The following is a 20,088-nucleotide window of genomic DNA, read 5'->3' as shown; positions in this document are numbered from 1 at the left end:
CCGGGCCTCCGGCTCCGTGGCCGGGGTCGGGCCGGCAGCGGGGCCCGGGGCCCGGCCCCCGTGGACAGGGCAGGTACGTTTCCGACCGTGTCCGCACCCTCCACGACCGTCCGCCGCTCCGTCCTGGTCGCCTCCGCCGCCCTGTTGTCCGCCTCCCTCACCGCGCCCGCCGCCCTCGCCGCGCCGGCCCTGAAGACCGGCTCCCCGGCCGCTCCCCCGGCCCACATGTCCGGCGTGGGCGGCGCCCGGCTCGGGCAGGCGGGGACGCAGGTCAGCCTGACCCCCGGCGTCCCGGTCCTGCCCAAGGACCTCTCCGGGCGCTCCTGGATCGTCGCGGACGCCGAGTCGGGGCAGGTGCTCGCCTCGCACAACGCGCACTGGCGGCTGCCCCCCGCCAGCACCCTGAAGATGCTGTTCGCCGACACGGTCCTGCCCAAGTTCCCGAAGACGCAGAAGCACAAGGTCGCCCCGAGCGACCTGGCCGGCATGGGCGAAGGCTCCAGCCTGGTGGGGATAAAGGAGAACGAGACCTACGCCGTCCACGACCTCTGGCTCGGCGTCTTCCTGCGGTCCGGCAACGACGCCGTGCACGTGCTGTCCGCGATGAACGGCGGCGTCCCCCAGACCGTCAAGGACATGAACGCGCACGCCCAGGACCTCCAGGCGCTCGACACGCACGTGGTGAGCCCGGACGGCTACGACGCGCCCGGCCAGGTGTCGTCGGCGTACGACCTCACCCTGTTCGCCCGCTCCGGGCTGCAGAAGAAGGACTTCCGGGAGTACTGCTCGACCGTGCGGGCCGAGTTCCCCGGGGAGACGAAGAAGGGCAAGAAGGGCAAGACGTCCCGCGGTTCCTTCGAGATACAGAACACCAACCGGCTGCTGAGCGGCGACCCCGGCCTCTCGGTGTACCCGGGCATCGCGGGCGTCAAGAACGGCTACACCACCAACGCGGGCAACACCTTCACCGGCGTCGCCGAACGCAACGGCAAGGTGCTGCTCGTGACGGTGATGAACCCGCAGAAGACGGAGCACGACGAGGTCTACCGGGAGACCGGACGGCTCTTCGACTGGGGCTTCAAGGCGGTCGGCAAGGTGCAGCCGGTGGGCACGCTGGTGGCACCCAGGAGCGCCGCGGCGGGCAACGGGCAGCCGGGCTCGACCCCGGGTCCCGGGCAGGTGGGCGGCCGGACGGCCGGGGCCGGGGCGAGCGCGTCCGCCAAGAGCGGCTCCGGCGGCATGGGTGTCGCCCTGGGGATCGCCGGAGGCGTGCTGGTGCTGCTCGCGGCGGGCGCCTTCCTGGTCAACCGCCGCTGGCCGCTGCCGGAGCTCATGCGGCGCCGCTCGCGCCCCTGAGCCTGCCGTCCGGGCCGTCCCCGCCGCCGTCCCCCTCACCGTCCTTGGGCCGGGCCTCGCTGCCCGCCTCCGCCTTGCTGCCGGTCGCGGTCCAGGACGCGCAGTACAGGACCAGCTTGGACGTGAAGTTGATCCACAGCAGCAGGGCGACGGGGACCCCGAAGGCGCCGTACATGCTCTTGGCCGCCACTCCCTGGATGTAGCCGCTGAGCAGCAGCTTCAGCAGTTCGAAGCCGATCGCGCCGAGCAGGGCGGCGACGAGGAGCCGGCGGCGCGGCGGTTCTACGCCGGGCAGCAGGGTCAGGACGTAGAGCAGCACCAGGAAGTCGGCCAGCACCGCGACGGCGAACGCGATGACGCGCAGCACCACGCTGCCCGCGCCGTCCTCGCCGAGGCCGACCTGCCGCGACGTCCACCCGACGGCGGCCGAGGCGACGGTGGAGACGGCGAGCGTGACGACCACCGCGCCGCCGAACCCGACGAGGATCCCCGCGTCCTGCACCTTGCTCAGGACCGGGTTCTTCTCGGCGTCCGGCAGCTCCCACACCGCGCGCAGGCAGTCGCGCATCTGCCCCACCCAGCCCATGCCGGTGAACAGCAGGGCGGCAGCCGCGATGATCCCTACGGTGCCGGCGTTCTGCGCCAGGGAGGTGATGTGCAGCTGGTCGCCGAGGCCCGGGAACTGCTGGGCGATCTTGCCTTCGAGCGTGTGCTGCTGCTTGGTGCTGAGGGTGGCGGTGCCGATCGCGGCGGCCAGCGTCAGCAGCGGGAACAGCGCGATGAAGCTGACGAACGTCATGGCCGCGGCGAGGCGTGTCCACTTCACCCGGTCCAGGCGCTCGTACGACCGCCACGCGTGCGTCCGCATCAGACGGGCCAGCCACGGGCCGATCACGGGGAGGTTCTTCAGCCAGTCCATGATCGGACTTGTGCCCGCTCAGAGGCCGCGTCAACACCGCGTTTCTACGACAGAACGCCCATAAACGGACGATACAGTCGTCTGCCGTGAAGGATGCCCCGGGTCCGCTGCCCCGCCCGCCCCGTTCGAGCCGTCTCCTGCCGCCCCCGGGCCTGGCCGGCCTCGGCGGCCGTGCCGAGGCCGGGCGGCTCCCCCGCTCCCTGCTCGTGCTCGGCGGCACCTCCGAGATCGCGCTGGCCACCGTCCGCCGGCTCGTCGCGCGCCGCACCCGCACGGTGTGGCTGGCGGGCCGGCCGTCCGCGGCGCTGGAGGAGGCGGCGGCCAGGCTGCGCGCCCTGGGCCCCGAGGTGCGCACCGTCGCCTTCGACGCGCTCGACCCCGGCGCCCACGAGGCCGTGCTCGGCAAGGTCTTCGCGGAGGGCGACATCGACATGGTGCTGCTCGCCTTCGGCGTCCTCGGCGACCAGGCGTACGACGAGCGGGAGCCGCTCAACGCGGTGTACGTCGCCCAGACCAACTACACCGGGGCGGTCTCCGCCGGCCTGGTGACCGCGCGGGCGCTGCAGAACCAGGGGCACGGCTCGCTGGTCGTCCTCTCCTCCGCCTCCGCCGAGCGGGCCCGCCGCACCGACTTCATCTTCGGCTCCAGCAAGGCGGGGCTGGACACCTTCACCGAGGGCCTGGGGCACGCGCTGCACGGGACGGGCGTGCACGTCATGGTCGTACGTCCCGGGTTCGTACGGTCCGGCGCCACCGCGGGCCGTGCGGTGCCGCCGCTGGCGAGCACGCCCGAGGAGGTCGCGACCGCCGTCGAACTGGGCCTGCGGCGACGCTCGGAGACGGTGTGGGTGCCCGGCGTCCTGCGCGTGGTCGCCACGGCGCTGCGGCATCTGCCACCCAGGGTGTACCGACGGCTGCCGCTGTAGGGCCACCGGGCGGGGCAGCCGAAGAGGTCCGACAGGGCCTGGCGGGCGGGCAGGGCCTAGCGGGCGGGCAGGGTGCCGCGGTCCACGGGGGTCGCCTGCGGGGGGACGACCGTACGGCCGCCGAAGGAGAACTCCCGCAGTTTGCGCCACACCCCGTCGGCGCCCTGCTCGTGCAGGGCGAAACCGGTGCACGGCCACTCGGCCTCGTACCCGGCCAGTTCCTCGAAGGCGCGGTCCATCGCCGCGTCGTCGATGCCGTGCGCCACGGTGACGTGCGGGTGGTAGGGGAACTGGAGTTCGCGGGCGACGGGTCCGGAGGCGTCGCGGACCCGCTCCTGCAACCGGCTGCACGCCTCGGCGCCCTCGACGACCCGCAGGTACACCACGGGTGACAGCGGCCGGAAGGTGTCGGTGCCGGACAGGCGCATCGTGAAGGGCCGCCCGGCCGCCGCCACCTCGGTCAGGTGGGCCTCGACGGCCGGCAGCTCGGCGCGGTCCACCTCGGTCGGCGGCAGCAGCGTGACGTGCGTGGGGATACCGTGAGCCGCGGCGTCGCCGAAGCCCGCGCGCCGCTCCTGGAGCAGGCTGCCGTGGGGCTCCGGGACCGCGATCGACACGCCGATCGTTACGGTCCCCACGTCGTCTCCTGTCGTCGTGCCGGTGTCTGCTGTCGAGCAGGCTCGTCTTCTGTTGCGTTCTCGCGTGCGCTCGGGCGTTCCCGCGTGGTCCGTGCGTTCTCGCGCGTTCTTGTGCGGCCTCGCGTCGTCTTGCGCGTTCTCGTGCGTTCCCGGCCGTTTCGTCCCGGCCGTCCGGCTATCGACTGTACGACCACGGACCGGCGATGGGCAGGCTCAGCGGCAGTGATGTGCGGCGCTCTGCCCGTCGCGGGTGCGAGCGGTGGTGCGCCTCAGTGCTTGGCCGGCAGGAAGCCCACCCTGTCGTACGCCTGGGAGAGGGTCTCCGCGGCCACCGCGCGCGCTTTCTCGGCGCCCTTGGCCAGGATGGAGTCCAGCGTCTCCGGGTCGTCCAGGTACTGCTGGGTCTGCTCCCGGAACGGCGTCACGAACTCGACCATGACGTCGGCGAGGTCCGTCTTGAGCGCGCCGTAGCCCTTGCCCTCGTACTTCTGTTCCAGGGTGGCGACGGCGGTGCCGGTGAGGGTCGAGTAGATGGAGAGCAGGTTGCTGACGCCGGGCTTGGTCTCCCGGTCGAAGCGGATCACCGTGTCGGTGTCGGTGACCGCGCTCCTGACCTTCTTCGCGGTGGTCTTCGGGTCGTCCAGCAGGTTGATCAGGCCCTTGGGCGTGGAGGCCGACTTGCTCATCTTGATCGACGGGTCCTGGAGGTCGTAGATCTTCGCCGTCTCCTTGAGGATGTACGCGGAGGGGACGGTGAAGGTCTCGCCGAAGCGGCCGTTGAAACGCTCGGCGAGGTCGCGGGTCAGCTCGACGTGCTGGCGCTGGTCCTCGCCCACCGGGACCTCGTGGGCCTGGTAGAGGAGGATGTCGGCGACCTGGAGGACCGGGTACGTGAACAGGCCGACGGAGGCCCGGTCGGCGCCCTGCCGGGCGGACTTGTCCTTGAACTGGGTCATCCGCGACGCCTCGCCGAAGCCGGTGAGGCAGTTCATGACCCAGGCGAGCTGGGCGTGCTCGGGGACGTGGCTCTGGACGAAGAGCGTGCAGCGCTCCGGGTCGAGGCCGGCGGCCAGCAGCTGGGCGGCGGCGAGCCGGGTGTTGGCGCGCAGCTCGGCCGGGTCCTGCGGGACCGTGATCGCGTGCAGGTCGACGACCATGTAGAAGGCGTCGTGGGACTCCTGCAGGGCCACCCACTGGCGGACGGCGCCGAGGTAGTTGCCGAGGTGGAACGAGCCTGCGGTGGGCTGGATTCCGGAGAGCACGCGAGGTCGGTCGTTGGCCATGCTCACCATTCTCTCAGGAAACGGTGCCCGATCCGGAACGGGCCGGAAACAGGTGGGAACCGGATGGAGAGCCGCAGGCGTCGGTCGCCGCCGATGAGACGGGGAACACAGTGCGTGCGGCGGCCCGGCGTGGGGGCCGGGCCGCCGTGGGAGGGCCGGGACGGGAACCGGCGGGAGCTGACAGCGGCCGACGGGAGCCGGCCGGCCGGTGGGGGCCGGGTCAGCCGAGGTCGATCTCCGGGTAGAGCGGGAAGCCCGCGACGAGGTCCGTGGCCCGGTGGGCAATCTCCTCCGCGATCTTCGGATCGAGGACGTGCTGGGCCTTGGAGGGCGCGCCCTTGGCGGTGGTGCCGGGCTCGGTGGCCGTCAGGACGCGGTCGATCAGTCCGGCGACCTCGTCCATCTCGGCGGTGCCCAGGCCACGGGTGGTCAGGGCCGGCGTGCCGATGCGGACACCGGAGGTGTACCAGGCGCCGTTGGGGTCGGCGGGGATCGCGTTGCGGTTGGTGACGATGCCGGATTCGAGCAGCGCGGCCTCGGCCTGGCGGCCGGTGAGGCCGTAGGAGGAGGCGACGTCGATCAGGTTGAGGTGGTTGTCCGTGCCGCCGGTCACCAGGGTCGCGCCCCGGCGCATCAGGCCCTCGGCCAGGGCGCGGGAGTTGTCGACGATGCGCTGGGCGTAGTCCCGGAAGGAGGGCTGCCGGGCCTCGGCCAGCGCGACGGCCTTGGCGGCCATGACGTGCGGGAGCGGGCCGCCCAGGACCATGGGGCAGCCACGGTCGACCTGGTCCTTGAGGGAGTCGTCGCACAGGACCATGCCGCCGCGCGGGCCGCGCAGGGACTTGTGGGTGGTGGTGGTGACGATCTGGGCGTGCGGGACCGGGTCGAAGTCGCCGGTGAGGACCTTGCCCGCGACCAGGCCGGCGAAGTGGGCCATGTCGACCATGAGCGTGGCGCCGACCTCGTCGGCGATCTCCCGCATGATCCGGAAGTTCACGAGACGGGGGTAGGCGGAGTAGCCGGCCACGATGATGAGCGGCTTGAACTCGCGGGCGGTGGCGCGCAGGGCCTCGTAGTCGAGGAGGCCGGTGGCCGGGTCGGTGCCGTAGGAGCGCTGGTCGAACATCTTGCCGGAGATGTTCGGGCGGAAGCCGTGGGTGAGGTGGCCGCCGGCGTCCAGGGACATGCCGAGCATGCGCTGGTTGCCGAATGCGCGGCGCAGCTCGGCCCAGTCCTCGTCGGAGAGGTCGTTGACCTGGCGGACGCCGGCCTTCTCCAGGGCGGGCAGTTCGACGCGCTGGGCGAGGACGGACCAGAAGGCGACGAGGTTGGCGTCGATGCCGGAGTGCGGCTGGACGTAGGCGTGGCGGGCGCCGAAGAGTTCCCTGGCGTGCTCGGCGGCCAGCGACTCGACGGTGTCGACGTTGCGGCAGCCGGCGTAGAAGCGGCGGCCGATGGTCCCCTCGGCGTACTTGTCGCTGAACCAGTTGCCCATGGCCAGGAGGGTGGCCGGGGAGGCGTAGTTCTCGGAGGCGATCAGCTTGAGCATCTCGCGCTGGTCGGTGACCTCCTGGCCGATGGCGTCGGCGACGCGGGGCTCGACGGCGCGGATCACGTCGAGGGCGGCACGGAAGGCGGTGGACTCGTTGGAGAGGGGCGCAGACATGTCGGGGGACCTCCGGACGTGGCGTTCGGCGTTCACGGTACGGCCCAGGCGCACGGCACACTTTCTGCTCGGGCCGCTTCCCGATGGTCGGTCCCATCTTCGGCCCCCGGCACCACGCCCGGGACCTGCGCGCCAGTCACGGCCCGCAGGTCAGCCTACCGGGCGGCCGGTCCGGGGACGCCGCGACGTCCACCATGCGAGCGGGGGATGCTCTTTAGAGCTGCGAACAAAAGTGGGTTCCGATCAGCGGGCGGTGTCCGGTGCGTGCGATCGCAAGGCGCCGGGAGGTCCTTGTAGCGGAGCTACCAGGGCCTTTCGGCAACGCGGCGAGGGCGCGTGCCGGGCGCCGCCAGCCGGGGCCCACTTTTGTTCGCAGCTCTTATGGATGTCAGGCGTCGGCGGCGCCGACGACGCGCCAGTGGCCGACCTCCTGGTGGGCGGAGTCGTGGACGGTCGAGCCGTCACCGGGTACGAGCGCGTAGTGGTGGAGGTTGCCGCCCCAGTACCGCAGGATGCGGCCCAGTTCGCGCGCCTTGTCCTCGGCCGGCTGCGCGGCGTCCACCGTGACCTCCAGGACGAACTTCATGTCCGTCGCCTCCCCTCGGGTGGGGCCCGGGCGTGCGGGGGCCCGGGCGTGCGGGGGCCCGGGCCTGTGTGACTCTGTGGTCTCCATTGTTTCATTCAAGTGCTTATGGGGACTTTGCTCGCCTTCCCCGCTGCTCGGGCGGGACGAGTGCCCGGAAAGTCTCAACCAGGAGGGCAGGGCCGAGTGGCGGACCGGGCGGAAGACAGGGACCGGGCGGGGGGGCCTGATGCAAGGCCGAGTGGAGGACCGGAGGGAAGGCCGGGTGGAGGGCCGGGTGCGGATCGGCGAACTGGCGCGGTCGGCAGGGGTGTCGGTGCAGCAGGTCCGCAACTACGTCGACAGCGGGCTCCTGCCGCCGGTCGGGCGCGCCGCCTCCGGCTACCGGGTCTTCACCGCCGCGCACGCCGACGCCCTGGCCACGGCCCGTGAGCTGGCCGGCGGTCACGGCTGGCCTACCGCGCGGACGGTCATGTGCGCCGTCCACGCGGGGGACCTGCGGGCGGCACTCGCCGCCGTCGACGCGAGCCATGCCCGGCTGGACCGGGAGCGCGCCGAACTGGCCGCCGTGGGCGAGGCCCTGGCGACCGTCCTGGCGGACGGCTCCTTCGCCCCGTCCGCCGGGGGCCGCCCGCCGCGCATCGGGGAGGCCGCCCGCGCCGTGGGGGTGAAACCGCCGGTGCTGCGCCTGTGGGAGGAGCGGGGGCTGCTGCGGCCGGACCGGGAGCCGGGCACGGGCTACCGCCGCTACCCGGGGCCCGAGCTGCAGGCGGCGCACATGGTGGCGCTGCTGCGCCGGGGCGGGCACCCGCTCGCCGCCGTCGGGACGGTCCTGGCCGAGCTGCGGGCCGCCGGCGATCCCGGGCGGGTGCGCGGTGAACTCGCCGCGCGGGAGGACGAGCTGCACCGCCGCAGCCTGCGGCGGCTCGCGGCGTCCGCCGCCCTGCACGCCTACCTGCGCGGCCTCGGCCACCTCGCCTGACCGCCGGGTCCAGAGCGGGACGCCTCAGGTGAGCGCTCCGGAGACGGTCAGAGGATCACGTGCGGGACGAAACGGGCGTACTCGTCGGTGATCAGGCCGGACGACTCGCGGATGCCGAGCCCGGCGGACTCGTCCTCGACGACCCAGGCGCCGAGGACGACGTGGTTGCCGTCGAAGGCGGGCAGCGGGGCGAGGGCCTGGTAGCAGCAGGCCTCGTCGCGCAGGACCGGAGCGGCGCCCGGCGCGTGCAGGGTCACTCCCGCGCCCTCGCGGCCGAGCAGCGGTTTGGCGACGTAGCCGGCGGAGTCCGCCAGTTCGCGGGGGCCGTCGAGGTAGGCGGGGAGGAGGTTGGGGTGGCCGGGGTACAGCTCCCAGAGGATCGCCAGCAGCGCCTTGTTGCTCAGCAGCATCTTCCAGGCGGGCTCGATCCACAGGGTGGAGCCGGTGCCGCCGCCGTTGTCGAGGGTGTCCAGGACGTGACCGGCGAAGCGGTCGGTGGTCAGCCACTCCCACGGGTAGAGCTTGAAGATGCTGCGGATGAACCGCAGGCCGTTGTCCACGAAGCGGCCGGACAGCGGGTCCCAGCCGATCTCCTCCACGGAGGTCCACTCGGTGGCCAGGCCGGCCTGCTCGGCGGTCTCCTTCAGGTAGGCGACCGTCATCAGGTCCTCGCCGAGTTCGTCCTCGGCGGAGTGCGCGAAGTGCAGCGGGCTGCCCGGCGGCAGCAGGCGGGCCTGTTTCCGCCAGGCGGCGACGAGGCGGTCGTGCAGCGAGTTCCACTGGTCGGCGCCGGGGAAGCGGTCCTCCATCCAGAACCACTGGGGCGAGGCGGCCTCGACCAGGGAGGTGGGCGTGTCCGCGTTGTACTCCAGCAGCTTGGCCGGTCCCGAGCCGTCGTAGCGGAGGTCGAAGCGGCCGTAGACGGAGGGGAGTTCGGCGCGGCGCCGCCAGGCCTCGGCGACGGCGTCGGCGACCCGCGGGTCGGTGATGCCGAGGTCCGCGAAACGGCCGGTGGCGACGATGTGTCCGGCCGCGGCCAGGCACATGCGGTGCAGTTCCTCGACGACGTCCTCCAGCGCCTCCACCTCGGGGAGCGAGAAGACGTAGCAGGCGCTCTCGTCCCAGTAGGGCACCCAGGCGTCGTCGGGGACGGGGGTTCCCGCGGCCCGGGCGGCCTCGAAGTCCGCCGGGAGGGTGAGCGGGTAGATCAGCCCCTGCGCCTCGACGGTCTGCTGCCAGCCGGGCCGGGGTTCGAGGGTGCGGCGCTCCATGTCCGGCCTCAGCCGCCGGACTTGCCGTGGCCGCCGCCGAAGCCGCCGCGGTCGACGCCGCCGTGGCTGCCGCCGGACCCGGAGCCGCCGGAGCCCTTGCGCGGCTTGGTGAACGAGCCGCCCTGGACCCAGCCGCCGCTCTTCTTGCCCCCGTAGTACCAGGCGCCGCCGTAGGAGGACTTGGTGGACTTGCAGTTCTTGTCGGAGACGACCCGGTAGCCCTTGGACAGGGAGTAACTGTCACGGTCGACGCACCGCTTGTCCGGGTCGGAGGAGCAGGAGGTGAGCGCGGCGGCGAGCAGCCCCATGCCACCGAGTACGACCGTGCCCGAACGAAGTCGCCGACGTGTGTCCGCCATGTCCCTGTCTCCCCGTTGTCGTTGCCGCTGCCGCTGCCGCTGCCGCTGCCGTGCGATTGTCCGTGGTGCGGTCGCCCGGCGGCCAGGTTCCGTTGGCCGGTTCCTGACATTCGCGTCGGCCAGCCTAGAGAGCGGTGAGAACACCGGTGCGGGCAGCCCCGCCCCCTCCGCTCGCCTACAGTCACTTCGTGCTCTTTGGAATGGTGTGCGCGCTCGGCGCGGCGGTGTGTTTCGGTACGGCGACGGTGTTCCAGGCGGTCGCCGCCCGGGCAGCGGCCGGTTCGGGCGGCGGAGGGACGGGTGCGGGCGGGGACGCGGCGCTGCTGCTGCGGGCGCTGCGGCAGTGGCGGTACCTGCTGGGCCTGGGCCTGGACGGCCTGGGATTCGTCCTTCAGATCGTGGCCCTGCGGTCCCTGCCGATCTACGCCGTGGGCGCCGCGCTGGCCTCCAGCCTGGCGGTGACGGCGGTGGTGGCGGCCCGGCTGCTGCGGGTGCGGCTGAGCGGCACGGAGTGGGCCGCGGTGGGCGTGGTCTGCGCGGGCCTCGGGATGCTCGGGCTGGCGTCGGGCGCCGAGGGCCACCAGGCCGGTTCGGCCGCCCTGAAGTGGGCGATGCTCGCGGCCGGGCTGGCCGTGCTGGCCCTGGGCGCGGTGGCCGGACGCCTGCCCGAACGGGGGCGGGCGCTGCTGCTCGGCCTGGGTGCGGGCCTCGGTTTCGGCGTGGTCGAGGTGACGGTACGGCTGATCGACTCGCTCGCCCCGTTGACGCTGTTCACCAACCCGGCGACGTACGCCCTCGTCCTGGGCGGCGGCGCCGCGTTCCTGCTGCTCACCTCGGCCCTTCAGCGCGGCTCGGTGACGACGGCCACCGCCGGCCTGGTCATCGGCGAGACGATCGGCCCGGCGGCGGTCGGCGTGGTGTGGCTCGGGGACCGCACCCGGGACGGCCTGGCGTGGCTGGCGGTGCTCGGCTTCGCGGTGGCGGTCGCCGGGGCGCTCGCGCTGGCCCGGTTCGGGGAGGCACCGGTGGAGGAAGCGGCGGAGGAGGAGACCGCCGGGTCGGTCTGAGCCCGCCCGAAGCAGGCTCGTACGGCAGGCGCCCGGGGGCGCCCCTCAGCGGCCTCGCGACGCAGGCGGCCCGAGCCTCGTCACGGGACCGGCGCGCGGGGCGAGGGGCGCGGTATGGCCGGACCAGGCTTGCGGCAGGCGCACGGGCGGCCCGGGCCCGCTCCCGCGCCGGGAGCCCGAGGCGGGGGCCCGCGCCGGGAGCCCGAGGCGGGAGCCCGAGGCGGGGGCCCGGGCCCGCTCGCGTGCCCAGGTGCCCAACGCGGGCGGCCCGCGCACGCTCTCGAGCCGGGCCCCCCACGTGGCACCCAGCCCGCTCGCTCGGCAGCCGGGTCCGCGCAGTGTTCAGGGCAGGGCCCGGCACAGTGCGGCCAGGGCCGCCGGCCAGGCGTGGTCAGGTGGGGTGGCGTAGCCGACGACCAGGGCGTCCACCGCGGGCCCGGTGGCCGCCTCGTGGCGGAAGCGGGTGAGGCCGTAGAGCGCGAGGTCCTGCCAGGCGGCTGCCTGGACCACGGCCTGTTCGGTGCCCGGGGGCAGGCGCAGGACGGCGTGCAGGCCGGCGGCGATGCCCGTGGGGCGGACGGTGGGGGCCTCGGCGGCCAGCGCCTCGACCAGGGCGTCACGGCGGCGGCGGTAGCGCAGGCGGGCGGCGCGCACATGGCGGTCGTAGGCGCCGGAGGTGATGAACTCCGCCAGGGTCAGCTGGTCGAGGACGCCGCAGACCTCGGCCTGGCCCTTGGCGCCGGCCACCGCCTCCGCCAGGGGCGGCGGCAGCACCATCCAGGCCAGGCGCAGACCGGGGGCCAGGGACTTGCTGGCGGTGCCGAGGTAGACGACGTGGTCGGGCAGGAGCCCTTGGAGCGCGCCGACGGGCTGGCGGTCGTAGCGGAACTCGCCGTCGTAGTCGTCCTCCAGGATCAGGCCGCCGGTGCGGCGCGCCCAGTCGGTGACGGCCGCGCGCCGGTCCGGCGGCAGGGCGACGCCCATCGGGAACTGGTGCGAGGGCGTGAGCAGGACCGCCCCGGTGTCCGCGTCCACGCCGGTGACGGTGCCGCGTTCGTCCAAGGGCAGCGGGCGGGTGCGCAGCCCGGCCCGGGTCAGGAGGTCCCAGTGCAGGTCGAGGCCGTAGGACTCGACGGCGACCGTGGTCGTCCCGCGTTCGCGCAGCACCTCGCCGAGGATCCGCAGACCGTGTGCGAACCCCGCGCACACCAGGATGTTCTCCAGTGCGGTCCGCACCCCGCGCACCCGGGCGAGGTAGCCGGCGAGGGCGGTGCGCAGTTCCGGGCGGCCGCGCGGGTCGCCGTAGCCGAGGGCGTGGTGGGGGGCCGCGGTCAGCGCACGGCGCGCGGCCTTGAGCCACTCGGCGCGGGGGAAGGAGGCCAGGTCCGGGCTGCCGGGGCGCAGGTCGTGCAGGGGGCGGTGGGGTGCGCGGCGCGGGCCGGGGGCCCCGGTGGGCGGGGCGGCCGGTGCCCGGTCGGCGACGTGCGTGCCCGACCCCTGGCGGGCGGTGAGCCAGCCCTCGGCGACGAGGTCGGCGTAGGCGTCGGCGACCGTGTTGCGGGCGAGGCCCAGGTCTGCGGCGAGGCTGCGGGAGGAGGGGAGCCGGGTGCCGGGGGCGAGGCGGCCGGTGCGGACGGCTTCGCGCAGGGCGTCGGTCAGCCCGCGGCGCACCCCGCCGCCGGCCGGTTCCAGGTGGAGGTCGATGCCCAGAGTGGCCCACGTTCTCGCCATGGAATGGACCATACTACTGGGACGCTTCCCGCCTAGGGTCGAGGGCATGACCACTGCTGAGGAAACCGTCGAGTACGCCGCCGAACAGGCGCCCCGGATGCCCTGGGCCCGGCACGCCCCCGAGGTCTACAAGGCCATGATCCGCCTGGACACCGCCGCCACGCAGGGGCTGGAGCCCCGGCTGCTGGAGCTGGTGAAGATCCGGGCGTCGCAGATCAACCACTGCGGCTTCTGCCTGGACATGCACACCAAGGACGCGCTCGCGGCGGGCGAGAGCGTCGAGCGGATCGTGCAGCTCAGCGCGTGGGCGGAGTCGCGGCACTTCTACACCGACAAGGAGCTGGCCGCCATCGAGCTGACGGAGGCGGTCACCGTCCTGACCGACGGCTTCGTGCCGGACGCGGTGTACGAGAAGGCCGCCGCGCACTTCGAGGAGGCCGAACTGGCCCAGCTGATCGCCGCGATCGCGGTGATCAACGCCTGGAACCGGTTCGGCGTGACCACCCGCATGGCGCCGGGCCACTACCAGCCGGGGCAGCACAAGTGAACCGTTCCCGCTTCCTGGACCCGCAGGTGTTCCAGGCGATGTCCGCGCTGAGCGCGGCGGCGAAGAAGGGGCTGGGTGACCCGGTCCTCGCCGAACTGGTCATGATCCGGGCCTCGCAGATCAACCACTGCGCCTTCTGCCTGGACATGCACCTGCGGGCCGCCCGGAAGGACGGCGAGTCGGAGGACCGTCTCCAGCTCCTCGACGCCTGGGAGGAGACCGAGGACCTCTACACCGCGCGGGAGCGTGCCGCGCTGGCGCTGACCGAGGCGGTGACCGTCCTCACCGACGGCTTCGTGCCGGACGCGGTGTACGAGGAGGCCGCCGCGCACTTCGAGGAGGCGGAACTCGCCCATCTCATCGCCCTGATCACCGTCATCAACGGCTGGAACCGCCTGATGGTCACCCGCCGCGTACCGCCGGGAGGCCTCGGGTCATGAGCGGTTCCGCCGTCTTCCGCGCCCTGCACCACGGGCGCCCGCCCGGTGATCCGCTGGTCCTGCCGGGCCCCTGGGACGCGGCCAGCGCCCGGGTGTTCGCGCAGGCGGGGTTCCCGGCGCTCGCCACGCCCAGCGCGGGCGTCGCCGCCTCCCTCGGGCACGAGGACGGGTCCACGCCGGTGGAGGAGATGTTCGCCGCCGTGACGCGCATCGCGCGGGCGGTGGACGTCCCGGTGTCGGCCGACGTCGAGGCAGGGTACGGGCTCCCGGCGAGGGAGCTGGTGGAGCGGCTGCTGGAGGCCGGCGCCGTGGGCTGCAACATCGAGGACTCCGACGGGGGTGTCCTCAAGGACCCCGGCGAGCAGGCGGAGTTCCTCGCCGAGGTCCGTGCGGCCGCCGGTGACCGGCTGTTCCTCAACGCCCGCGTCGACACGTTCACGCACGGCGACGGCGATCCCGGACAGGCCGTCCGCCGGGCGGCGTTGTACGTGGCCGCGGGCGCGGACTGCGTGTATCCGATCCGCGCCCCGGTGGAGGTGCTGCCTCTGCTGCGGGCCGGGATCCAGGGCCCGCTGAACGTGCTGGCCCCGCTGGACGGCGGCGGCCCCTCGCCCGCGGAGCTGGGCGGGCTCGGGGCCACCCGGATCACCTTCGGGCCGGGGTTGCAGCGGCGGGCCGCGCAGGCACTGCGGGCGATCGCGGAGGGGCTGACCGGGGCGGCCGGTCAGGCCGGGCTCGGCTGAAGGGGCTCAGGACAGCCACTTCCGCCACACCGCGGGGTGGCTGTCCACCCACTTCTTCGCCGCCTGGTCCGGGGCCGTCTTCTGGTCGGCGATCATCAAGGAGACCTCGTTCTGGTCCTGTGTCGTCCACTTGAACTTCTTCAGGAACGCCGCCGCCCTGCCGCCCGACTTCGAGAATTCGGCGTTGAGGTACTTCTGCAGCGGGGTGCGCGGGTAGGCGCAGGCGACCTTCGCCGCGTCCGCGTCGCAGCCCTCCCGGTACGGCGGCAGCCTCACCTCCGTCATCGGGACCTTCTCGAACAGCCACTGGGGCGCGTACCAGTACGTCAGGAAGGGCTTCTTCTCCTTGGCGAACTGCTTGATCTGGGTGATCTGCGCCGCCTCGGAACCGGCGAAGACGACCTGGTAGTCCAGCTTCAGGTTCTTCACCAGCGCCTTGTCGTTGGTGACGTAGGACGGGGAGCCGTCCAGGAGCTGGCCCTTGCCGCCGCTCTCCGCGGTGCGGAACAGGGGGGCGTACTTGTCCAGGTTGCGCCAGTCGGTGATGTCGGGGTGCTGCTTGGCCAGGTACGTCGGCACGAACCAGCCGATGTGCCCGCTCACGCCCAGGTCGCCGCCGGGCGCGATGGTCCCCTTGTCCTGGACGTACCGCTTCTCCTGCTCCGGGTGGCCCCAGTCCTCCAGGATGGCGTCGACCCGGCCCTGGCTGAGCGCGTCCCAGGCGGGGACCTCGTCGACCTGGACGGTGTCGACGCGGTAGCCCAGCTCGTGTTCGAGCAGGTACTGCGCCACGGCCACGTCGGCCTGGGCGCCGACCCAGGACTGCACGGACAGGGTCACGGTCTTCGCCCCCTGGGCGCCCGCGAACGGCGAGGCCTGCCGGGTCATGTCGGCGGCACCGCAGCCGCAGGTCAGCGCCAGGGCGGCCACGGCGGCGGTGAGGGTGGTACGGCGCACGGTGATCATGCTCCCTCCTTCGTGCGGCGGCCGGTCGGCTGCGTCACCCGGTCGAGCATCAGGCCGAGGCAGACGATGGCGGCGCCCGCGACCAGGCCGGTCGCCAGGTCGCCCTGGGCGAGGCCGTAGACGACCTGGTAGCCGAGCGCGCCGCTGCCGACCAGGCCGCCGATGATGACCACCGCGAGGACGAGGACGACGCCCTGGTTGACGGCGAGGAGCAGCGCCGGGCGGGACAGCGGGAGCTGCACCTGGCGCAGTTGCTGCCCGCTGGTCGCGCCCAGCGAGCGGGCCGCCTCCAGGGCCGCCGGGTCGACCTGGCGCAGGCCCTGCGCGGTGATCCGGACGACGGCGGGCAGGGCGTAGACGACGGCCGCGGCGACGGCGGGCGCGCGGCCCACGCCGAACAGCGCGACGACCGGGATCAGGTACACGAACTGCGGCATCGTCTGGAAGACGTCCAGGACCGGGCGCAGCAGCCGTTCGAAGCGGTCGCTGCGGGCGGCGGCGATACCGGTCGCGAACCCGAGGACGAGGGTGACGGCGACGGCCGCGAGTACCTGGGAGAGCGTGTCCAGGGACGGGTTCCACACGCCGAGCACGCCGATCGCGGCCATGGCGCCCACGGCGGTCAGCGCGGTGCGCCAGGTGCCGATCAGCCAGGACAGGGCGGCCACGGCGAACAGCACCGACCACCAGGGCAGCCACTGGAGTGAGGAGCGGACCGGGTCGAGCACCCAGGTGGTGAAGTGGCCCGCCCAGTCGGCGGTGCCGCCGAGGTAGGGGACGCCGGAGTACAGGTGGGCGGTCATCCAGTCGACGGCCCGGTCGACCGGTGGGGCGATGTCCACGCTCCAGCCGGTGGGCCAGTCGGCGCGGCCCGCGAGACGTGCGGCCAGCGCCACGGCCACGGTGACCGCGGCGGCCGCGGCGGCGGGCAGCCAGGGGCGGGCGGCGGGCCGGTCTTGGCCCGGCCGCTCCCCCGCCGCGGCGGTCACCCGGTCCAGTACGACGGCCAGCAGCACGATGGGGATGCCCGCGGCCAGGGCGGCGCCCACGTCGACGGAGGCGAGCGCCTGGTAGACGCGGTCGCCGAGGCCGCCGGCGCCGATGACCGAGGCGATGACGGCCATGGACAGCGCCATCATGATCGTCTGGTTGAGGCCGAGGAGGAGTTCCCCGCGGGCCAGCGGGAGGCGGGCGGTCAGCAGGCGCTGGCGCGGCGTGGCGCCGAGCGAGTCGACGGCCTCCAGCACCTCGGCGTCGGCGCCGCGCAGGCCGAGCGCGGTGAGGCGGGCCATGGGCGGGGCGGCGTAGACGACCGTGGCGAGGACGGCGGCGGGGACGCCGATGCCGAACACCAGGACGACGGGGAGGAGGTAGGCGAACGCCGGGAGCACCTGCATGGTGTCGAGGACCGGGCGCAGGACGCGGTCCATCCGGGCGGACAGGCCCGCGGCGAGGCCTAGCAGCGCGCCGACGGCCACCGAGGCGAGCACGGCGACCACCATCAGGGCGAGGGTCTGCATGGTCGGCACCCACATGCCGAGCAGGCCGCAGGCGAGGAACGCCACCGCCGTGCCGAACGCGAGGCGGGCACCGGCCGCGCGCCAGGCGACGGCCGCGGCGAGCGCGGTGACGCCTGCCCAGCCCGCGGTGAGGAGGAAGAGGTACACGGCGCGTACGGAGAGGACGACCGCGTTGCTGATGTAGCCGAAGAAGTAGAGGAAGAGGGGGTGGGTGTCGCGGTTGTCGATGATCCAGCCGCTGGCAGCGGTGAGGGGCCGGGTGAGGTCGACGGTGAGCGCGTGGGGCCAGGCCGCGCCGCTCCAGTGGGCCTCGGCCGTCGGGCCGAGGACGGCGGCGAGGGCGGCCAGGAGCACCAGCTTGCGCACGGCACGGTGGCGCAGGACGGCGGGGAGGGTGCGGCGCACGGCGGCCGGTGCGGTGATCGTGGCCATCAGACGGCCTCCGGTCCGGGTGCCGCCGGGGGCGGGGTGGCGCGCCCGTTCCCGTCCGGGGTGACGCCCGCGACCACGTTGAGCAGGGCCTCGGAGTCGACCAGGCCCACGCACCGGCCCTGGTCCATCACCCGGGCCGGGGCGCCGGAACGTGCCACCGCCTCGATGGCCTCGGCGACCGTGGCCTGGGGCGGCACGGCCGGACCGCTGCCCGCCTCCCCGGCCGGGGCCGGGCGCATGGCCCGGCGCACCGTCATCACCTGTTCGCGCGGGACGTCGCGGACGAACTCGCGGACGTAGTCGTCGGCCGGGGAGCCGACGATCTCCTCGGGGGTGCCGAGCTGCACGATGCGGCCGTCGCGCATGAGGGCGATGCGGTCGCCGAGCCGGAGGGCCTCGGTCAGGTCGTGGGTGATGAAGACCATCGTGCGGCCCTCCTCCTGGTGCAGGCGGATCACCTCCTCCTGCATGTCCCGCCGGATGAGCGGGTCCAGCGCGCTGAACGGCTCGTCGAAGAGCAGTACCTCGGGGTCCACGGCGAGCGCTCGGGCCAGGCCGACGCGCTGGCGCTGGCCGCCGGACAGCTGGCCCGGGCGGCGCTGTTCCATGCCCTCCAGGCCGACCTTGGCGACCATCCGGGCGGCCTTCTCGCGGCGTTCGGCCCTGCGTACGCCCTGGATCTCCAGGCCGTAGGCGACGTTGTCGAGGACGGTGCGGTGCGGGAGCAGGCCGAAGTGCTGGAAGACCATCGCGGCGCGGTGCCGGCGCAGGGCGCGCAGCCGGTCGCGGTCCATCGCGCGTACGTCCTCGCCGTCGATGGCGATGGTGCCGGCCGTCGGCTCGATCAGCCGGGTCAGGCAGCGTACGAGCGTGGACTTGCCGGAGCCGGACAGGCCCATGACGACGAAGACCTCGCCCGCCCGCACGTCGAAGCCGACGTCCCGCACGGCGGCCGTGCAGCCGGTGCGGGCGCGCAGTTCGGCGGCGCCGAGGGCGCTGAGTTCGGGGTCCGCCGGGACCTGACCGGCGCGGGGGCCGAAGACCTTCCACAGGCCGTCGACGGAGAAGACGGGCCGGGCGCCGTCACCGGTGGGGGGTTTGCGGGTGGGGACCGTGAGCGTCACGGGCGCTCGCCCCCGATCAGGTCGACGGCCTTCTCCCCGACCATGAGCACCCCGATCATCGGGTTCACGGCGGGCATGGCCGGGAAGACGGAGGCGTCGGCGATCCGGAGGCCGTCCAGGCCGCGGACGCGCAGCTCGGGGTCGACGACGGCGAGGTGGTCGTCGGCGGCGCCGATGCGGCAGGTGCCCGCCGGGTGGTAGACGGTGTGGGCGGCCTTGCGGGCGTACTCGCTCAGTTCGGCGTCGCCCAGCACCTCGGGGCCGGGGCACACCTCGCGCTTGAGCCAGCCGGCCAGCGGCTGCGTCCTCGCGATCTCGCGGGCGATGCGGATGCCGTCGACGAGGGTACGGCCGTCGTAGTCGTCCTCGTCGGTGAAGTAGCGGAAGTCCAGGGCCGGTTTGACGGACGGGTCGGCGCTGGTGAGGTACAGCCTGCCCCGGCTCCTCGGCTTGGGGATGTTCGGGGTCATCGAGACGCCGTGGGCGGGCCGTTCGTAGCCGAGCCGCTCGGGGTTGTCGGTGAACGGGATCTGGTAGAAGTGGAACATCAGGTCCGGGCCCGCGTGGCCCGGGTCGCGGCGCACGAAGAGGCCGGCGTCGGAGTCCATCGCGGAGTTCTCCGGGATGGGGCCCTCGGTCTCCCAGACGATCACCGACTCGGGGTGGTCGAGCAGGTTCTCGCCGACGCCCGGCAGGTCGTGCGCGACGGGTATGCCGAGCGCCTCCAGGTCCGCGCGCGGGCCGATGCCGGAGTGCAGCAGCAGCCGCGGCGAGTCGACGGCACCCGCGCACAGCACGACCTCGCGGCGGGCCCGGACGAGCACTTCCTCGCCGTCCTTGGTGCGCACGTGGACGCCCTGCGCCCGGGTGCCGTCCAGCTCCAGCCGGTACGCCCAGGTCTCCAGCAGGATCGTCAGGTTGGCGCGCTCGTCCATCACCGGGTGCAGGTACGCCACGGAGGCGCTGGAGCGCTTGTTGTCCTCCGGGTGGTAGGCGAGGTCGAAGAAGCCGACGCCCTCGTGGAAGGGCTTCTTGTTGAACCCCTCCACCCGCGGGACGCCGATGGCGGTCCGCGCCGCGTCGACGAAGTCGCGGGCGATGGCGTTGCGGTCCTTCGCGTCGACCGGGACGATGTTGTTCTTCAGGCGGGCGAAGTACGCCTCCATCGGGACCGCGCCCCAGCCCTTGGCGCCGGCCTCCTCCCACTCGTCCCAGTCCGACGGCAGCGGCTTGAAGGCGATGAGGGTGTTGTGGGAGGAGCAGCCGCCGAGCACGCGGGCGCGGCTGTGCCGGATGTGGGAGTTGCCGCGCGGCTGCTCGGTGGTCGGGTAGTCGTAGTCCAGTTCACCGCCGAGCAGGCCCATCCAGCGGCGCAGGGTGAGGACGTCCTCGCGGTCCACGTCGCTGGGGCCGCCCTCGATGACGGCGACGGTGACGCCGGGGTTCTCGGTGAGGCGGGAGGCGATGACGGAACCGGCCGTGCCGCCGCCGATCACGACGTAGTCGAACTCGTGGGTGTCGTCGGGCATGGGGTG

19 protein-coding genes are annotated in these 20,088 nt (G+C 73.6%); 7 read left to right on the top strand and 12 right to left on the bottom strand.

Annotated features, from left to right (window positions below; all coding sequences use genetic code 11):
* Positions 1-87: 87 nt before the first annotated feature.
* Complete coding sequence (locus ACFC02_RS05240; protein WP_376352415.1) at positions 88-1,356, top strand: D-alanyl-D-alanine carboxypeptidase family protein; 1,269 nt, start codon at positions 88-90, stop codon at positions 1,354-1,356.
* Here the strand turns inward: ACFC02_RS05240 and ACFC02_RS05235 are convergent.
* Positions 1,331-2,275, bottom strand: coding sequence for a YihY/virulence factor BrkB family protein (locus ACFC02_RS05235; protein WP_376352412.1), 945 nt, complete (start codon positions 2,273-2,275; stop codon positions 1,331-1,333). The two genes, ACFC02_RS05240 and ACFC02_RS05235, sit on opposite strands and share 26 nt — an antisense overlap.
* A 137-nt stretch (positions 2,276-2,412) precedes the next feature.
* Between ACFC02_RS05235 and ACFC02_RS05230 the strand changes: the two genes are divergently transcribed.
* Positions 2,413-3,201 (top strand): SDR family NAD(P)-dependent oxidoreductase, encoded by a 789-nt coding sequence (locus ACFC02_RS05230; protein WP_376352550.1) that lies wholly within the window; start codon positions 2,413-2,415, stop codon positions 3,199-3,201.
* Positions 3,202-3,257: 56 nt separating this feature from the next.
* Here the strand turns inward: ACFC02_RS05230 and ACFC02_RS05225 are convergent, their stop codons facing one another.
* From ACFC02_RS05225 to ACFC02_RS05210, 4 genes are all read right to left on the bottom strand, one after another.
* Positions 3,258-3,839 carry a 2'-5' RNA ligase family protein gene (locus ACFC02_RS05225; protein WP_376352409.1) on the bottom strand — a complete coding sequence of 194 codons (582 nt, stop codon included), beginning with the start codon at positions 3,837-3,839 and terminating at the stop codon, positions 3,258-3,260.
* 269 nt (positions 3,840-4,108) lie between these two features.
* Positions 4,109-5,122 carry a tryptophan--tRNA ligase gene (gene trpS / locus ACFC02_RS05220; RefSeq protein WP_376352407.1) on the bottom strand — a complete coding sequence of 338 codons (1,014 nt, stop codon included), beginning with the start codon at positions 5,120-5,122 and terminating at the stop codon, positions 4,109-4,111.
* A 220-nt stretch (positions 5,123-5,342) separates the two neighbouring features.
* Positions 5,343-6,788 (bottom strand): glycine hydroxymethyltransferase, encoded by a 1,446-nt coding sequence (locus ACFC02_RS05215; RefSeq protein ID WP_376352405.1) that lies wholly within the window; start codon positions 6,786-6,788, stop codon positions 5,343-5,345.
* A gap of 388 nt (positions 6,789-7,176) precedes the next feature.
* Entirely contained in the window at positions 7,177-7,374 is a 198-nt protein-coding gene (locus tag ACFC02_RS05210; RefSeq protein WP_376352403.1) for a hypothetical protein, read from the bottom strand.
* Between the two features lie 226 nt (positions 7,375-7,600).
* On the opposite strand from ACFC02_RS05210, the gene ACFC02_RS05205 reads away from it, so the two are divergent.
* Complete coding sequence (locus ACFC02_RS05205) at positions 7,601-8,353, top strand: MerR family transcriptional regulator (protein ID WP_376352400.1); 753 nt, start codon at positions 7,601-7,603, stop codon at positions 8,351-8,353.
* Positions 8,354-8,400: 47 nt separating this feature from the next.
* Here ACFC02_RS05205 and ACFC02_RS05200 read toward each other — a convergent pair whose 3' ends face one another.
* Positions 8,401-9,624, bottom strand: a complete 1,224-nt coding sequence (locus ACFC02_RS05200; RefSeq protein WP_376352397.1) for a glutathionylspermidine synthase family protein — start codon at positions 9,622-9,624, stop codon at positions 8,401-8,403.
* 8 nt (positions 9,625-9,632) lie between these two features.
* Positions 9,633-9,983, bottom strand: coding sequence for a hypothetical protein (locus ACFC02_RS05195; RefSeq protein WP_376352394.1), 351 nt, complete (start codon positions 9,981-9,983; stop codon positions 9,633-9,635).
* Positions 9,984-10,183: 200 nt separating this feature from the next.
* Between ACFC02_RS05195 and ACFC02_RS05190 the strand changes: the two genes are divergently transcribed.
* Positions 10,184-11,050 (top strand): hypothetical protein, encoded by an 867-nt coding sequence (locus ACFC02_RS05190; protein ID WP_376352547.1) that lies wholly within the window; start codon positions 10,184-10,186, stop codon positions 11,048-11,050.
* A gap of 342 nt (positions 11,051-11,392) precedes the next feature.
* Here the strand turns inward: ACFC02_RS05190 and ACFC02_RS05185 are convergent, their stop codons facing one another.
* Complete coding sequence (locus ACFC02_RS05185; protein ID WP_376352391.1) at positions 11,393-12,781, bottom strand: PLP-dependent aminotransferase family protein; 1,389 nt, start codon at positions 12,779-12,781, stop codon at positions 11,393-11,395.
* A 46-nt stretch (positions 12,782-12,827) separates the two neighbouring features.
* Between ACFC02_RS05185 and ACFC02_RS05180 the strand changes: the two genes are divergently transcribed.
* From ACFC02_RS05180 to ACFC02_RS05170, 3 genes are read left to right on the top strand one after another with little or no spacing between them, the layout of a single operon-like run.
* Positions 12,828-13,328 (top strand): carboxymuconolactone decarboxylase family protein, encoded by a 501-nt coding sequence (locus tag ACFC02_RS05180; protein WP_376352389.1) that lies wholly within the window; start codon positions 12,828-12,830, stop codon positions 13,326-13,328.
* On the top strand, positions 13,325-13,768 hold the full coding sequence (locus ACFC02_RS05175; RefSeq protein ID WP_376352386.1) for a carboxymuconolactone decarboxylase family protein: 444 nt from the start codon (positions 13,325-13,327) through the stop codon (positions 13,766-13,768). The genes ACFC02_RS05180 and ACFC02_RS05175 overlap by 4 nt, the downstream gene beginning before the upstream one ends.
* Complete coding sequence (locus tag ACFC02_RS05170) at positions 13,765-14,511, top strand: isocitrate lyase/phosphoenolpyruvate mutase family protein (protein WP_376352383.1); 747 nt, start codon at positions 13,765-13,767, stop codon at positions 14,509-14,511. The genes ACFC02_RS05175 and ACFC02_RS05170 overlap by 4 nt, the downstream gene beginning before the upstream one ends.
* A gap of 6 nt (positions 14,512-14,517) precedes the next feature.
* On the opposite strand, the gene ACFC02_RS05165 is transcribed toward ACFC02_RS05170, so the two are convergent.
* Genes ACFC02_RS05165 through ACFC02_RS05150 form a run of 4 tightly spaced genes read right to left on the bottom strand, consistent with a single transcriptional unit; the run spans position 14,518 to position 20,082 of the window.
* Positions 14,518-15,477 (bottom strand): ABC transporter substrate-binding protein, encoded by a 960-nt coding sequence (locus ACFC02_RS05165; RefSeq protein ID WP_376352380.1) that lies wholly within the window; start codon positions 15,475-15,477, stop codon positions 14,518-14,520.
* Complete coding sequence (locus tag ACFC02_RS05160; protein ID WP_376352377.1) at positions 15,474-17,429, bottom strand: ABC transporter permease; 1,956 nt, start codon at positions 17,427-17,429, stop codon at positions 15,474-15,476. Before ACFC02_RS05160 ends, ACFC02_RS05165 begins: the two co-directional genes overlap by 4 nt.
* Positions 17,429-18,553 carry a glycine betaine/L-proline ABC transporter ATP-binding protein gene (locus tag ACFC02_RS05155; protein WP_376352374.1) on the bottom strand — a complete coding sequence of 375 codons (1,125 nt, stop codon included), beginning with the start codon at positions 18,551-18,553 and terminating at the stop codon, positions 17,429-17,431. Before ACFC02_RS05155 ends, ACFC02_RS05160 begins: the two co-directional genes overlap by 1 nt.
* Positions 18,550-20,082, bottom strand: coding sequence for a GMC family oxidoreductase (locus ACFC02_RS05150; protein ID WP_376352371.1), 1,533 nt, complete (start codon positions 20,080-20,082; stop codon positions 18,550-18,552). The genes ACFC02_RS05155 and ACFC02_RS05150 overlap by 4 nt, the downstream gene beginning before the upstream one ends.
* Between the last annotated feature and the right edge of the window lie 6 nt (positions 20,083-20,088).

Source organism: Streptomyces sp. NPDC056160 (assembly GCF_042268205.1).
GTDB lineage: Bacteria > Actinomycetota > Actinomycetes > Streptomycetales > Streptomycetaceae > Streptomyces.
Note: the sequence above shows the minus strand (reverse complement) of the source record. Positions and strands in the feature narration are given on the sequence as shown.

What these genes read in the sequence shown, in the direction of transcription:
- ACFC02_RS05235 (WP_376352412.1), bottom strand. Translation starts at nt 2,275, where the DNA reads ATGGACTGGCTGAAGAACCTCCCCGTGATCGGCCCGTGGCTGGCCCGT.
- trpS (WP_376352407.1), bottom strand. Translation starts at nt 5,122, where the DNA reads ATGGCCAACGACCGACCTCGCGTGCTCTCCGGAATCCAGCCCACCGCA.
- ACFC02_RS05215 (WP_376352405.1), bottom strand. Translation starts at nt 6,788, where the DNA reads ATGTCTGCGCCCCTCTCCAACGAGTCCACCGCCTTCCGTGCCGCCCTC.
- ACFC02_RS05210 (WP_376352403.1), bottom strand. Translation starts at nt 7,374, where the DNA reads ATGAAGTTCGTCCTGGAGGTCACGGTGGACGCCGCGCAGCCGGCCGAG.
- ACFC02_RS05205 (WP_376352400.1), top strand. Translation starts at nt 7,601, where the DNA reads ATGCAAGGCCGAGTGGAGGACCGGAGGGAAGGCCGGGTGGAGGGCCGG.
- ACFC02_RS05200 (WP_376352397.1), bottom strand. Translation starts at nt 9,624, where the DNA reads ATGGAGCGCCGCACCCTCGAACCCCGGCCCGGCTGGCAGCAGACCGTC.
- ACFC02_RS05195 (WP_376352394.1), bottom strand. Translation starts at nt 9,983, where the DNA reads ATGGCGGACACACGTCGGCGACTTCGTTCGGGCACGGTCGTACTCGGT.
- ACFC02_RS05190 (WP_376352547.1), top strand. Translation starts at nt 10,184, where the DNA reads ATGGTGTGCGCGCTCGGCGCGGCGGTGTGTTTCGGTACGGCGACGGTG.
- ACFC02_RS05185 (WP_376352391.1), bottom strand. Translation starts at nt 12,781, where the DNA reads ATGGCGAGAACGTGGGCCACTCTGGGCATCGACCTCCACCTGGAACCG.
- ACFC02_RS05180 (WP_376352389.1), top strand. Translation starts at nt 12,828, where the DNA reads ATGACCACTGCTGAGGAAACCGTCGAGTACGCCGCCGAACAGGCGCCC.
- ACFC02_RS05170 (WP_376352383.1), top strand. Translation starts at nt 13,765, where the DNA reads ATGAGCGGTTCCGCCGTCTTCCGCGCCCTGCACCACGGGCGCCCGCCC.
- ACFC02_RS05165 (WP_376352380.1), bottom strand. Translation starts at nt 15,477, where the DNA reads ATGATCACCGTGCGCCGTACCACCCTCACCGCCGCCGTGGCCGCCCTG.
- ACFC02_RS05160 (WP_376352377.1), bottom strand. Translation starts at nt 17,429, where the DNA reads ATGGCCACGATCACCGCACCGGCCGCCGTGCGCCGCACCCTCCCCGCC.
- ACFC02_RS05150 (WP_376352371.1), bottom strand. Translation starts at nt 20,082, where the DNA reads ATGCCCGACGACACCCACGAGTTCGACTACGTCGTGATCGGCGGCGGC.